The 13,092-nt window shown below is 48.3% G+C and carries 12 protein-coding genes and 3 tRNA genes; 9 read left to right on the top strand and 6 right to left on the bottom strand.

Translation table 11 applies throughout. The features are described from left to right. Nucleotides 1-35: 35 nt before the first annotated feature. Both radA and FTT64_RS08145 read left to right on the top strand, forming a co-directional pair. Complete coding sequence (gene radA / locus FTT64_RS08150) at nt 36-1,427, top strand: DNA repair protein RadA (RefSeq protein WP_168396299.1); 1,392 nt, start codon at nt 36-38, stop codon at nt 1,425-1,427. A gap of 121 nt (nt 1,428-1,548) precedes the next feature. Then, a complete protein-coding gene (locus FTT64_RS08145) occupies nt 1,549-2,541 on the top strand; it encodes a Tim44 domain-containing protein (protein ID WP_168396300.1) in 993 nt (330 codons plus the stop codon). A 317-nt stretch (nt 2,542-2,858) separates the two neighbouring features. Here the strand turns inward: FTT64_RS08145 and FTT64_RS08140 are convergent, their stop codons facing one another. After that, nucleotides 2,859-4,037, bottom strand: a complete 1,179-nt coding sequence (locus tag FTT64_RS08140) for a trypsin-like peptidase domain-containing protein (protein WP_168396301.1) — start codon at nt 4,035-4,037, stop codon at nt 2,859-2,861. Between the two features lie 170 nt (nt 4,038-4,207). Between FTT64_RS08140 and FTT64_RS08135 the strand changes: the two genes are divergently transcribed. From FTT64_RS08135 to FTT64_RS08110, 6 genes are all read left to right on the top strand, one after another. Next, nucleotides 4,208-4,966: a Nif3-like dinuclear metal center hexameric protein gene (locus FTT64_RS08135; RefSeq protein WP_168381693.1), complete on the top strand. Its 759-nt coding sequence runs from the start codon at nt 4,208-4,210 to the stop codon at nt 4,964-4,966. Nucleotides 4,967-5,117: 151 nt separating this feature from the next. After that, nucleotides 5,118-5,744, top strand: coding sequence for a superoxide dismutase (locus FTT64_RS08130; protein ID WP_005176500.1), 627 nt, complete (start codon nt 5,118-5,120; stop codon nt 5,742-5,744). A 146-nt stretch (nt 5,745-5,890) separates the two neighbouring features. After that, nucleotides 5,891-5,966, top strand: a tRNA-Asn gene (locus FTT64_RS08125). Between the two features lie 5 nt (nt 5,967-5,971). Continuing rightward, nucleotides 5,972-6,047, top strand: a tRNA-Asn gene (locus FTT64_RS08120). A 263-nt stretch (nt 6,048-6,310) separates the two neighbouring features. Then, nucleotides 6,311-6,386, top strand: a tRNA-Asn gene (locus tag FTT64_RS08115). 56 nt (nt 6,387-6,442) lie between these two features. After that, on the top strand, nt 6,443-6,886 hold the full coding sequence (locus FTT64_RS08110; RefSeq protein WP_005176498.1) for a DUF2726 domain-containing protein: 444 nt from the start codon (nt 6,443-6,445) through the stop codon (nt 6,884-6,886). On the opposite strand, the gene FTT64_RS08105 is transcribed toward FTT64_RS08110, so the two are convergent. Together FTT64_RS08105 and FTT64_RS08100 are read right to left on the bottom strand one after the other, a co-directional pair. After that, nucleotides 6,887-7,165, bottom strand: a complete 279-nt coding sequence (locus FTT64_RS08105; RefSeq protein WP_005176496.1) for a hypothetical protein — start codon at nt 7,163-7,165, stop codon at nt 6,887-6,889. Between the two features lie 167 nt (nt 7,166-7,332). Then, a complete protein-coding gene (locus FTT64_RS08100; RefSeq protein WP_168396303.1) occupies nt 7,333-9,075 on the bottom strand; it encodes an FAD-dependent monooxygenase in 1,743 nt (580 codons plus the stop codon). 213 nt (nt 9,076-9,288) lie between these two features. Here FTT64_RS08100 and FTT64_RS08095 point away from each other — a divergent pair, with 213 nt between their 5' ends. After that, the gene (locus tag FTT64_RS08095) at nt 9,289-10,182 is read left to right on the top strand and encodes a LysR family transcriptional regulator (protein ID WP_168396304.1); all 894 of its coding nucleotides are present in this window, start codon (nt 9,289-9,291) and stop codon (nt 10,180-10,182) included. A gap of 44 nt (nt 10,183-10,226) precedes the next feature. Here FTT64_RS08095 and FTT64_RS08090 read toward each other — a convergent pair whose 3' ends face one another. The 3 genes from FTT64_RS08090 to FTT64_RS08080 form a co-directional block, all read right to left on the bottom strand. Then, entirely contained in the window at nt 10,227-11,459 is a 1,233-nt protein-coding gene (locus FTT64_RS08090; RefSeq protein WP_127800416.1) for a S9 family peptidase, read from the bottom strand. Between the two features lie 126 nt (nt 11,460-11,585). Next, on the bottom strand, nt 11,586-12,464 hold the full coding sequence (gene ubiA, locus FTT64_RS08085; RefSeq protein WP_168381698.1) for a 4-hydroxybenzoate octaprenyltransferase: 879 nt from the start codon (nt 12,462-12,464) through the stop codon (nt 11,586-11,588). A gap of 8 nt (nt 12,465-12,472) precedes the next feature. Beyond that, nucleotides 12,473-12,982, bottom strand: coding sequence for a chorismate lyase (locus tag FTT64_RS08080; RefSeq protein ID WP_016659978.1), 510 nt, complete (start codon nt 12,980-12,982; stop codon nt 12,473-12,475). Nucleotides 12,983-13,092: the final 110 nt, after the last annotated feature.

The following is a 13,092-nucleotide window of genomic DNA, read 5'->3' as shown; positions in this document are numbered from 1 at the left end:
GCAAGATTTAAAAAACACATTCCAGACGTTTATTTATGGCAAAAGCAAAAAGTGTCTATCGCTGTGAACAATGCGGCGCAGATCATCCCAAATGGGCCGGTCAATGTTCAGACTGTGGTGAATGGAACTGTTTAACCGAAGTCAGTATTGCCCCTGCGGTGACCCATCGAGCCCAGCCGCGTATGGGCGGCGGCTATGCCGGTCAGGCTTCAACTGTGACCACTTTAAACCAGATTTCAGTCTCTACCGAAACCCGCCTTGCCACCGGTATTGGCGAATTTGACCGGGTACTTGGTGGTGGTCTGGTCACTGGTTCAGTGGTGCTGATTGGTGGTGATCCCGGGATTGGGAAATCGACCATTTTGCTGCAAACCGCGACCCATATGGCCGCCAGCAACAGCGCAGCCTTATATGTCACCGGTGAAGAATCCTTATCACAGGTGGCCTTACGCGCGCAGCGTCTGGATTTACCGACCGATCAGCTCAAGGTGATGGCTGAAACCTGTGTGGAACGGATTTGTGAGGTACTGGCCCAGCAACGCCCTGCGGTGGCGATTCTGGACTCTATCCAGACCTTATATACCGAAACCTTACAATCTGCACCGGGTGGCGTATCGCAAATCCGTGAATCGGCGGCGCTCCTGACCCGTTTTGCCAAAAATAGTGGCACAGCCTTGTTTATTGTCGGTCACGTGACCAAAGAAGGTGCATTGGCCGGACCACGCGTGCTGGAACATATGGTTGACTGTGTGCTGTATTTTGAAGGTCAGTCCGATTCCCGCTACCGGATGATTCGTGCGGTGAAAAACCGTTTTGGTGCGGTCAATGAACTGGGCGTGTTTGGCATGACCGATAAAGGCTTGCGTGAAGTGGCCAATCCGTCAGCGATTTTCCTGAGCCGTTATGATGAAGCCATTCCCGGCTCGATTGTGATGATTAGCCGCGAAGGCACACGACCACTGTTGGTTGAAGTACAGGCGCTGGTCGATGATGCACATGGTCAGCCACGCCGGGTCGCACTCGGCTTAGAACAAAACCGGCTGAATATGCTACTGGCGGTGATGCATCGTCATGGTGGTGTGCAGACGTCCGGTCAGGATGTCTATGTCAATATTGTCGGCGGGCTGAAAATTACCGAAACCGGCTCCGATCTGGCGGTGCTGCTGGCCTGTGCTTCGAGTATTCGCGGCAAAGCCCTGCCCCAGCAACTTGCGGTGTTTGGTGAAGTCGGTTTATCCGGTGAAATCCGTCCGGTGCCGAATGGTCAGGAACGCTTAAAAGAAGCGATTAAACATGGCTTTAAATATATTATTTTGCCACGTGCCAATGCACCGCAAAAAGCAATTCCAGGAGTGCAGGTGATTGCGGTCGCCCGTTTGCATGAAGCCCTGAGCGAGGCCATAAGTTTAAGTGAAGAACTGCACTAGAGCCTTTGCCCTATTTTTTGAGCTTTTCATGTGAAAAAAGCTGAATTCTGTATTGAAATTCGGGACAAATGCCTGCATAAATACAGGGCGATAAATTTCTTTTTTTAAATAGGAAAAATTGATGGAAGTTCGACAGCGTGGTTTGATGGCTGGTATTTTAACAGCTGCCCTCTTGGTTGCCCCTTTAGCAGCCGAAGCAAAACGTGCCGGTGGTGGTAAAAGCCATGGCATGAGCCGTTCAGCAACACCAACTCAATCTTACCAACAGCCTCGTCAAGCTACTCCTGCACAACAGCCTGCTACTGCGCCTGCGCAGCAGAAATCTGGTCCGGGTGTCGGTGGTATGGTCGCTGCGGGTGTTGCAGGTGCTGCGATTGGTGCAGTGGCTGCCAATGCCTTAGCAGATGATCAGCCAGCCAGCCAGGCACAGGCTCAACAGGAGGAAGAAGGTGGAATCCCAGGCTGGATCTGGATTCTCCTCGCTGCAGCAGTCGCCTTCTTCATTTTCCGCAAGATGGGCGCAAAAAAAAAATTAGCAGCCAATAACCCGTATGCGCCAAATAACGGTGCCAACAACGCACCGTTTGGTCAATCTGCTGCTGCACCAAATGCCGGTGGCGATAACACCAATATCTTTGGTCAGAACGTCGGTGGTTCAGCCCCAAGCAACAATGCGCCATTTGGTGCAGCACCAGTGAATAACGCTGCCTTTGGTACCGCGTACACCAACAGTGGTAACCAGTTACCAGATGGTACGGAGCCAGCAGCCTTTCTGCGTGTTGCACGTCAGCGTTTTAACCATATTCAGTCTATGAATACGGCCAGCAATATTGCTGAAATTCAGCGTTATTTAACCCCTGATCTGTACCAGTCGATGTATCAGGACATCATGGCCAATCAGGATCAGGATGTGGCTGAGTTTTCTAACCTAAATGCGATGGTGGTCGATTCTGCTACTGAAAATGGTCAGTATGTGGTGAGTGTGCGCTTTACCGGTACGGTGAGTGAAGATTTAAACAGCTTGCCACAGCCATTCACTGAAATCTGGCATTTTGTTAAGCCAGCAGGCTCTAGCCAGGACTGGTTGGTTGCGGGTATCCAGCAAGAACACTAATTAAACCTAAGATCAAAAACGGCGGCTTCGGCCGCTGTTTTTGTTTTTGCACCGCCTGCGGAATGTTATTCATTTAGTTGCTTTATTTTGTCCCCAACCGATTATCTCGAGGGATGGAAAGACCTAGAGATGTGATACAGCGATCATCTCTATAAGACGGTATGTCTGCTCTGCGCCATTCAGTACGTTCCTACGTATTTTCGCTTGATCTTACAATATCGCTCTTCACTAACAGACTGCTGATAAAATTCACCCATTAAAAAAAGCCCCGACCTGCGGAGCTTTTTCATGTTTAATTTACAGCGCGTGCTGCGAGCTTATTCTGGTAAAGGAATAAACTGTTTATCACTGTTTTGCACTTTACGTTCACCAACCACCACTTGCAGCTCTAAAGACTGTTCTTCACGTTCAATCAGGATATTCACCGGCTGGTTCGGTTGCTGCAGCGCTACATAATTAATCAGGTGCGATGTTGAGCTAATCTCTTCATCATTCACTCTCAGGATTTTATCGCCACGGCGAATACCGGCTTTGGCTGCAGGACCATTGGCCAACACATCCGCCACCACCACGCCACTTTGTTTTGGCTCCAGAATATTCTGTTGCTGTACCGGCAACAAGCTAATGCCTAACCAGCCACGTACCACGCGACCATCTTTTAAAATCGAGTTCAGTACCTGCTGACAGACCTGAGCCGGAATGGCAAAGCCAATACCCAAAGAACCGCCCGATTGCGAGAAAATTGCGGTATTGACCCCAATTAAATTCCCGGCCACATCAATTAGTGCACCACCGGAATTCCCCGGGTTAATGGCAGCATCAGTCTGAATAAAGTCTTCATAGGTATTAATGCCTAAATCCGAACGACCGGTCGCGGAAATAATCCCCTGAGTGACGGTTTGGCCTACCCCAAACGGGTTACCAATCGCCAGCACCACATCACCGACTTCATTGCCACTGAGTTTAAATGGTAAAACCGGTAACTGATCCAGCTCAATTTTAATTACCGCCAAGTCGGTATCCGGATCGGTGCCGACCACTTTTGCCTCGGCACGACGGCCATCATGCAGAGCCACCACAATCTGATCGGCCTGGGCAATCACATGGTTATTCGTCAAAATGTAACCATCGGCACGTACAATCACCCCGGAACCGAGGCTGTTTTCATTAGGTCCCTGGCGATATTGTTCCGGTAACTGATCACCAAAAAATTCACGGAATGCCGGATCATTAAACAAAGGATGATTAGGCTGCTTGATTTTCTGGGTGGTAAAAATATTGACCACGGCCGGTGCTGCTACTTTTACGGCAGCACTATAAGACACCACCCCGCCAGTACGGGTGGTATCAATCAGCGGTTCTACTTTTTCAGCAGGCATTTTTACCCCATCCGGGGCAACGGGAGCTTTCGGTTTTTGAAACTGTTGCCAGCCCAAAAAGCCAATAATCACGATAATAAGTAACACCCAAGGTAACCATGTAAAGGTCCGGCGCACAGCTCTATCCTCTAAAATTTTTTAATTCATTGATGACTAAGTAATTTATGACCTATTGTAAAGCGAAATACATAAGGAAACATAAAAATCACTAAAGAGTTTTGTGCTGCTTTAGTTACAATTCAAAATATGTTTTGATGACAACAAAATTTAAGGCTTTTGAGAGATTTATGGCTAAGCTGCATGACCTGATCCGCTGGTGTGATCAAACCTTAAAATCAGCCGAGTTTAAAGACTATGCCCCGAACGGCTTGCAAATTGAAGGCAAACCAGAAGTCAAAAAAATTCTGTGTGCGGTAACTGCATCACAAGATGCTATTGAAGCAGCTATTGCCGAGCATGCCGATGTGCTACTGGTGCATCATGGCTATTTCTGGAAAGGTGAACCCTACCCGATTACCGGAATGCGCGGTAAACGTATTAAAAGCCTAATCCAGCATGATATTTCGCTGGTGGGCTATCATTTACCGCTCGATTCACATCCTGAACTGGGCAATAATGCGGCCATTGCTGATATTTTGGGACTGGAGCAACTAGAAGCACTGGACCCGAGTGAACGTCATCCGATTGGCAATATTGGCTATTTAAAACAGGCCATGTCACCAGAAGCGTTTAAAGCCCTATTAAGCGAAAAACTGGGGTTTGATACCATTCATTTACCGGCCAATCCAACCGAAATCCGCAAAGTCGGTTTCTGTACCGGCGGTGCGCAGGATTATATTCATAAAGCCGCAGCACAAGACTGTGATGCCTATATTTCTGGCGAAGTTTCAGAACGTACCTTTTATGAAGCCAAAGAACTGGGCGTCCATTATTATGCTTGTGGCCATCACGCGACTGAACGCTACGGTGTACAGCGTTTGGGACAGGCACTGGCACGCGAATTTAATCTCGAATATGTCTATTTCGAATTGAATAATCCGATTTAAAACTTGGGAGATGAATTGAGGCTGGCTTATACGTATAAATTAAGGATTTATTGTGTAATGTTATTTATAAGCAATGCGCAATTTTGTTGAATAATCTATTACAATAAGCCGACTTAAACTCAAAACCCAGCATAAGCAAGGAATTGAAAACATGACAACGATTACTTTACCAGCATTACCATATGGTTACGAAGATCTTGCGCCACACATCAGCAAAGAGACTTTAGAATTTCACCATGACAAGCACCACAACACCTATGTTGTGAACCTGAACAACCTGATCGCAGGTACTGAGCTTGAAGGTAAAACTTTAGAAGAAATCATCAAGGCAAGTGCTGGCGATGCTTCTAAAGCAGGTATTTTCAACAATGCGGCACAAGTATGGAACCACACATTCTACTGGAACTGTATGGCGAAAAACGGTGGTGGTAAACCTACTGGCGCAATTGCAGCGAAAATTGATGAAGCTTTCGGTTCATACGAAAAATTTGCTGAAGAATTTGCAACTGCTGCTGCAACTCAATTCGGTTCAGGTTGGGCATGGTTAGTGGCTGACGATGTAAACGGCAAACTATCAATCATGAAAACTTCAAATGCAGATACGCCAATGGCGCACGGCAAAATTGCAGTTTTAACGATTGACGTTTGGGAACACGCTTACTACATCGACTTCCGTAATGCACGTCCTAAGTACATCTCGACTTTCCTTGAAAGCCTGGTGAACTGGGATTATGCCAACGCGAAACTTGCAGGCCAACCAGCTGGCGTAGAAAAATAATTTTATTTTTCTGTGTAAAAAATCACCCTTTAAGGGTGATTTTTTTATTTTTAGGGAATAACTGCATAAATCTAAGGCAAATGATTCATTTGTTTAAATAATCTGGTTGACGACCGGCGCATTCCTCCCTAAAATGCGCATCAGATTCTCCAATAGCTCAGTCGGTAGAGCGACGGACTGTTAATCCGCAGGTCCCTGGTTCGAGCCCAGGTTGGAGAGCCATCTAATCTCCCATAGCTCAGTCGGTAGAGCGACGGACTGTTAATCCGCAGGTCCCTGGTTCGAGCCCAGGTGGGAGAGCCAAGATTCTAAAAACCCACTCCAGTTGAGTGGGTTTTTTTATGGCGTTTAGATTGGGGGATTCAATGAGAATCATCATCCTAAAATAGCCCCTACCTGTACCACGGCACCCTGCCCGTCATAGACCAGTAAAAGCCACACACCAAGCTTTCTGCTTCCAAACGCCTTCATTCGTTTATTTTTAATTCAGTTAAACTGAAAAACTACATTTTTTCAGGCCGCGGACTTGACCACCTACCCTTTGCCGCCTAGAATGCGTTTCAGATTCTCCCATAGCTCAGTCGGTAGAGCGACGGACTGTTAATCCGCAGGTCCCTGGTTCGAGCCCAGGTGGGAGAGCCAAGATTCTAAAAACCCACTCCATTTGAGTGGGTTTTTTCTTTATACAAGTATGTGTTGTGTTCAATAGCGCTCAGTCGACTTTCTTCTTTATTGGCTGCCTGGCCACACTGGTGCTGATGCTGCTGGTGGCGGCCTCCTATTTGCGCCCCAAACAGAAATATTTTCCGAAAAAAGTCATTACCCCGTTTGAAGCCAAGATGTTTGCCCGCTTAAAGCAGGCTTTTCCCGAACATCATATTCTGGCTCAAGTTGCTTTTAGTGCGTTAATTACCAATAGTAACTACAAGATCCGTTCCCGCTTTAATCGCAAGGTCACCGATTTTGTTTTGCTGGATCAGCAGATGAATGTGGTGATTATTATTGAACTGGATGATCCCACTCATATTGGCAAAGAAAGCGAAGATGCCGAGCGGGATGCCATGTTGCTTGAGGCGGGCTATCAGGTGATCCGATACACGGAGATTCCGAGTATCAGACAATTGCAGCAGGATATTCTTTAATTAAGGCGCTACAGCTTCAGAAGCTGCTGGGTTTGCATCGGCTTGTTGTTGAGCTTGTTGCTGCGCCTGCTGTTGTTCAGCCGCTTCACGCGCTTTAATCCGCGCAATCATCTCTGCCTGCTGCTGTTTGTATTTTTCCTGATTTTTCGCATCGCTGTTGACAGCCAGAAACGCCATACTGACCAGAAAAACAGGAATCAGCAGACCTAAACTGGCCAACAGAATAATCTTTTTGGTATTGAGTGGCTGATTCGGTCGTTGCTGTTCAGGCGCGGTCATGAGAGAGTCCTCTGTCAGATGCATCAAAATGACGCTCAATATAACAAAATCATTTTCGAGGACAAAGCCTCTGTTGATGTTTGCTTGAACCTGAAGATACAACACAGCCGCCTGTACGGCTACAGACGGCTGCGTTACAGATCACGTCAGACTGCTCATCTACCCGATTAGAGGTTCAGCTGAATCTCGCCAAAAACCTGAGTTAAACAGGCCAGATGATCAAAGCCTTGTTCTGGTGTGTCCTGCATCCGCCAAGCCACATAGCCATCCGGACGTACCAGCACGGCACCGGCATCGGCAATTTCCGATTTTTGCTGCCAGGTGGCATAGACATCGCGATGTTCACGTGAACCAATCTGAATCACATCCAGATAGTCCAGCTTTAACCGGGCCGCTGCCGCTTTCCATGCTGCACCCGATAAACCGGTCAGTAGCGTAAAGCGCCCTTTACCGACAATATCCAGGGTGGAATGTTTATAGCCCTGCGCATCAATCAGCCAGGTATGCGGTAGTTTGGCGCCCGGACGTGTGGTGGCTTGCAAATACAGCTGCGGGTCCTGTACAAAAATTTCTTCATCTGTTTCTGCCAGCACGGCATTGGACAGATAACGCTGGTTTAGCTCCACCCCTTGAGCATTAAACTCATAATGTTTAATCGCCAGCGCCTGATACAGCTTTTCCCGAATCTCGGCCGCTTCCGGTGTTTCCGCAAAAATCCGCTGCAACATCTCGGCCTGGGTCTGCACGCCCTGATCAAAACCAAATACTGCTTTTAAGTGCTTATAGTCAAAACGGGACTGGTTGGCACGCGCCACAATCTGCTTGCCCACCGGCGCCCGTTCATCACTATAAGAGTCCAGTAGCGCTGGCTTGGCCCAGCCTTTAAGCATATAAGCCAGCTTCCAGCCCAGGTTAAACGCATCCTGCATACAGGTGTTGGAACCTAAACCACTCGATGGCGGATGACGATGTACCGCATCGCCACCACAGAACACACGCCCCACCGAATACTGGGTGGCCCAGGTCTGATTGACATACCAGTAAGATACTTTTTCAATTTCGACCTGCTGCACCTCTTCACCCACAAAGGTGTTCAGTCGCGCCCGAACCTGGGCTTCGGTGACTTGCGGCTCGCCTTTGCTGATATCAAAGCCCCAGCCCATAATCCATTCATTCCAGGGCTGAATGGCACGTAGCAATCCCATGCCCAAGTCACCAAAACTGGCTTCCGGATTCACAATCCACTGTAAAATGGCCGGACGATGCGTCACGTATTTGGACAGGTCGGCTTTAAAAGTGACGTACACGGTTCCGGCACGCGCCATCCCCCCTTCTAAGGGCAGTTTCAGCTCTTCAACAATTTTCGAACGCGCCCCATCCATCCCAATTAAATATTTGGCCCGCAGGCTAAATTCAGTTTGGGTCACCCGATTCAGGAAGGTCGCGGTTACGCCGTGCTCATCCTGAGTATGTGATAAATATTCGGTATTGAAGTTATAAATCGCACCGCGTTCGGCCGCATTCTTGACCAGCAGTGCTTCCATTTTCGGCTGGATCAGATCGACAAAGGGACATGGACTGCCTTTGATGTAATCGCCATGACGTTCATCGCCCGTGCCCCAGCAGCTCATCCGGGCAATTTCTTCCCCGACCAGACTGGTGGTGAGTAAACTTTCGCCCATCTGCTGCCACGGCGTGGCAATGGCTTTGACCTGCTCTTCAATGCCTAAGTCACGCAGAACTTCCATCGCCCGCTGATTGGTAATATGCGCACGCGGACTGTTGGCCAGCCAGTTAAACTGGGTAAACAGCTGTACCCTGATGCCATAACTGGCCAAGGCCAGCCCTAAAGTAGAACCCGCCGGCCCCGTACCAATCACCAGCACATCAGTATCATAGTGTGTAGACATTCCGGACTCCTTTCACCGCTGTATCTGTTGCAGAATATTTGTATGCAGTGTAATCCGCTCCATCCAGCCCGCCTATTTCTATGCGTATAAACGATAGTGCTATTGGTTTTAGCTCTAGTCAGCTGCTGGATAAAACACATCAGCTGATGTGAAATGCAGTTCAGACTGTGTTGGGTTACACTAGGGCGATGATCTGCACGGTGGATGAAAGTCATGGAATTACGGCATTTACGCTATTTTGCAGCGGTGGCAGAAGAACAGAGTTTTACCAAAGCAGCCGATAAACTCTTTACCGCCCAGCCCTCTTTAAGCCAGCAGATTAAGGATTTAGAAGAAGAAGTCGGGGTTCGTTTGCTTGATCGCTCCGCGCGGCAGATTCAACTGACCGATGAAGGCCGGGCCTTTTTACCTTATGCCTTGCAAGCGATTGAAAACGCCAAACTTGCAATTGCCGCAGCGCGTCAGGTGGCGCATCAGAAAAACAACCAGATTCATATTGGCTTATTGAACGTGGCCGAGCTGAAAGTGCTGCCGCTGATGCTAGAACGCTTAAAACAGGCCATTCCCAATCTGCAGATTCATATCCAGAGCCTGACCTGTCTGGAGCAGATTCAGCGCCTGAAAAATGCTGAGCTGGATTTAAGCCTGACCCGCTATGCCATTCAGCAGGATGATTTTGTCGATCTTCCCATTTTGTCAGAGAAAATCTATCTGGTGTCAGGGCAAAAATCTGCACCGACCAAGTCGCGGATGAGTGCTGAAGCCTTGCTGCAACAGCGGCTGATTATGTGCGAGCAAACCGCTTCTCCGGTGTTTTATGAACAGGTCAGCCGGCAGGTGCCAATTGAACAGATGCCGGCCGAGCAGTTACTCTGGGTCACCAATGTATTACAGCATATCAACCTGATTAATCTGGGGATGGGCTACAGTTTTGTGCCGGAATATCTGCTACGCTTTCTGGATGAGCATGTCACGATCATTGAAACTGATTTTGAAGTTCAGCCGCTCCATCTGTATGCCAATTACCGTAAAAATAACCATAATCTGGCACTGCAGCTCATTACTCAGGAACTGGCCAAACTCGAAATCTCGGTCACTGAGAGCTGATTAGCCCCGATCTTCCGGACTGATCATCGAGTTTTAGGAGGATATTATTGCGCAGGCATGTGGGTTTGAATAAAGCGCACCAGCTCGGCATTTCTCTGCACAATGGCCTGGGTATGCGAGGCACCCGGGACCAGTTCATATTCAACCATCGTCCCCATTTCTCTTAAGTTATCTACCAGTGCCGTGGTGACAGCTGCCGGCACAGCAGTATCTGCTTCACCCTGAATCACCATAATCGGTTTATCCAGCTTTTTGGTGGCCGGCTGGTTAATGGCCAGGAAGCGCTTAATGGTTGCATTGTCCTGGAAATTTGCCGTCAGCCCCGGATAATCAGCCACAGCAAGACCACTATTTTCAGTAAAGGCATCTATATCTTCTCTAAAGGACTGCATCAGCTCGTCCAGACATTGGCCATTTTCACCATTGTTGCCTTCGGCTTCTGGCACAATATCCTGCGATTCCGGCTGGAAGATGCTGAGGTAATTAAAGTCCGGTTCATAGGCTTTAATGCCGACCGCGACATAGGCAGCATAGGCCATCAGTTCTGCATAGACATTACGGGCCGTTCCAACCGGATACAGACCAACACTCTCTGCCAGCTCCAGATCATGAATGGCCGCCGGCGCGACTTCCGCAATGATATAACCCAGACTCGAAGCCGGTGCTGCTGCCACTGCACCTTTATAATTGGCATCCTGATTGGCAAATTCCGCAGTACCTAAAGAGGCATGACCACCCTGTGACTGCCCCACCGACATCCAGGCACCATGCATGTGTGCACCCAGATCTTCTTTTAAGGCGCGTACTGAATAAATAGCAGACTGGGCCGCACTTTCTAAATGTAAATACGGATGAATGCCCGGCGTGCCCAGCCCTTCATAATCTGGCGCGACAATCACATAGCCTGCGGCCAGTAAACTTTCCGCCATGGCCTTAAAACGCGGATTTAAACTGTTGCGACTCGGTGCACAATGATCAGCAATGCCCACTGTTCCATGTTCCCAGACCACCACACGCCAGCCATCTACCGGACGAGGTGCGGACGGATAAAATACCATGGCGGTAGCTTCTGTTTTCTGGTCACGTACATTTGGCATTTTATAGGTCATGACCCGGATGATCGCACCTTCAATACCATCTTGGGTATAGGCAGCATCAGATACAAAAGTTTTGTCACGGATAAAGTTAAAGTCATTATCATCGCCACCACATGCTGTAAATAACAGCGCCGAGGAGCAGGTTACCGCCAATAACAGTTTTTTAAATGTCGTTGTCATCTTGAATTCCTCTTTATCTTCTTGTTGTTAAGTACTCAGCCTGAGTTCTTTGAATTAAGCATAAAAAAAAGCATCCTGCTCGGATGCTTTGTTGGCTTTTTGCAAGATCAGACTAAATGTATAAGCCTAGAGAAGTGCAAGAAAAATTCCGGTAAAAATCATCAGCCCAACCCAACGGTTATGCCGAAAAGCCCAGAAACATTGCTGCGGATTACGGTCTTTGGTTTTGTGCCATTGATAGATAAAATCCAGTGCCACCGCAGCCAGTGCCACCAGACCAAATGGCATGAACAGATTTTCGATCCACAGCGCCGCGCCAATCAGGAGCAGACTGATCAGCTGCAAGGCAGAAATAATCTCAATATCATAACGACCAAATAAAATGGCTGTCGATTTCACCCCAATTTTGAGATCATATTCGCGGTCAGTAATCGCATATTGAGTGTCATAGGCCACAGTCCAGGCCAGGTTGCCAAAGTACAATAACCAGCAGGTTAAATCCGGGGTTGCACCCACCGCGGTATAAGCCATAGGAATAGACCATGAAAATGCGGCGCCCAGAAATACCTGCGGTAAATGGGTATAGCGTTTCATAAACGGGTAGATAAAAGCCAGAAATAACGCCCCAAACGACCAGTAAAAGGTTTCAAGCGGCAAGAACAACAACAGGCAGGCACTGGCAGCAACCAGCACCAGAAACACCATCACCGCTTCTTTAGCGCTAATGATGCCGGTGGCCAAAGGACGGGTTTTGGTGCGCTCAACATGGGCATCGACTTTACGGTCGGCAAAGTCATTAATGGCACAGCCTGCCGCACGCATAAAGATCACACCCAGAATCATTGGAATCAGCACACCTATGGTCGGTGTTCCCTGAGCAGCAATCCATAAGGCCCACATGGTTGGCCAGAACACCAGTTCGGTGCCAATCGGCTTATCAAAACGGCATAAATAGTAATAGGCTTCCAAGCGCTCACGCCAGGTAATTGAATGTGCAGTTGCCATGACTGTCCTTAACCACGTTGCTGTTGAAAAGAAGAATGTAGAAATTGCTCAAAGCTGGGCAAGAAACTTTCTTGCACAATAAATTTACAGCCATGCCAAGTATAGCAGCTCTGTCTGGTCCAGCCTTCGGGCAATAAAATCACCCGGCGCTCACAGGCCGGATTGGTACGTTGAAACAAAAACCGGCCAATCGGCTTTTTACCAATATGCTTGAACAGGCGTGCTTTTTTTTGCAGGCTTAAAATCGGAAAAATACTTTTGGCTTGAACCCAGGGCTGCTCTTCACAGCCATATAAATAGCTTTCCCGCACCCAGGAGGTATGCTGATGCGGCATGCCCAGCCATTTGGCATCTTCAAAGCTCAGGCGCTGGAAACTTTCGCGCAGTGGCTGTACCTGAAACTGGCCACCGGCCAGATCGGTTAATTGTTGTGTCAGAGAGCCCGGTGCATACAGCCATGTCTTCAATCCTGCAGGAATGGTCTGATCCTGAAATTGACAGGTCTGTTGGCCGCGCATCACTTATTCCCCTTTTATCGCTTGGCCTAGTGTAACTGAAATCTGTTACTAAACCATGGGCTTTTCAGCCAAAAAGCGCAAATGTCATATTCACTATCAATCTACCTCAC

The organism is Acinetobacter sp. Q186-3 (assembly GCF_013420655.1).
Lineage (GTDB): Bacteria > Pseudomonadota > Gammaproteobacteria > Pseudomonadales > Moraxellaceae > Acinetobacter > Acinetobacter indicus.
The sequence above is the reverse complement of the archived record's forward strand: the minus strand, read 5'-3'. Positions and strand labels throughout refer to the sequence as shown.

Excerpts from the sequence above, each read along its gene's own strand:
- FTT64_RS08105 (WP_005176496.1), bottom strand. The coding sequence starts at position 7,165 with ATGACCGCGCCTGAACAGCAACGACCGAATCAGCCACTCAATACCAAA.
- radA (WP_168396299.1), top strand. The coding sequence starts at position 36 with ATGGCAAAAGCAAAAAGTGTCTATCGCTGTGAACAATGCGGCGCAGAT.
- FTT64_RS08090 (WP_127800416.1), bottom strand. The coding sequence starts at position 11,459 with ATGACAACGACATTTAAAAAACTGTTATTGGCGGTAACCTGCTCCTCG.
- FTT64_RS08135 (WP_168381693.1), top strand. The coding sequence starts at position 4,208 with ATGGCTAAGCTGCATGACCTGATCCGCTGGTGTGATCAAACCTTAAAA.
- FTT64_RS08080 (WP_016659978.1), bottom strand. The coding sequence starts at position 12,982 with ATGCGCGGCCAACAGACCTGTCAATTTCAGGATCAGACCATTCCTGCA.
- FTT64_RS08100 (WP_168396303.1), bottom strand. The coding sequence starts at position 9,075 with ATGTCTACACACTATGATACTGATGTGCTGGTGATTGGTACGGGGCCG.
- FTT64_RS08095 (WP_168396304.1), top strand. The coding sequence starts at position 9,289 with ATGGAATTACGGCATTTACGCTATTTTGCAGCGGTGGCAGAAGAACAG.
- FTT64_RS08145 (WP_168396300.1), top strand. The coding sequence starts at position 1,549 with ATGGAAGTTCGACAGCGTGGTTTGATGGCTGGTATTTTAACAGCTGCC.
- ubiA (WP_168381698.1), bottom strand. The coding sequence starts at position 12,464 with ATGGCAACTGCACATTCAATTACCTGGCGTGAGCGCTTGGAAGCCTAT.
- FTT64_RS08130 (WP_005176500.1), top strand. The coding sequence starts at position 5,118 with ATGACAACGATTACTTTACCAGCATTACCATATGGTTACGAAGATCTT.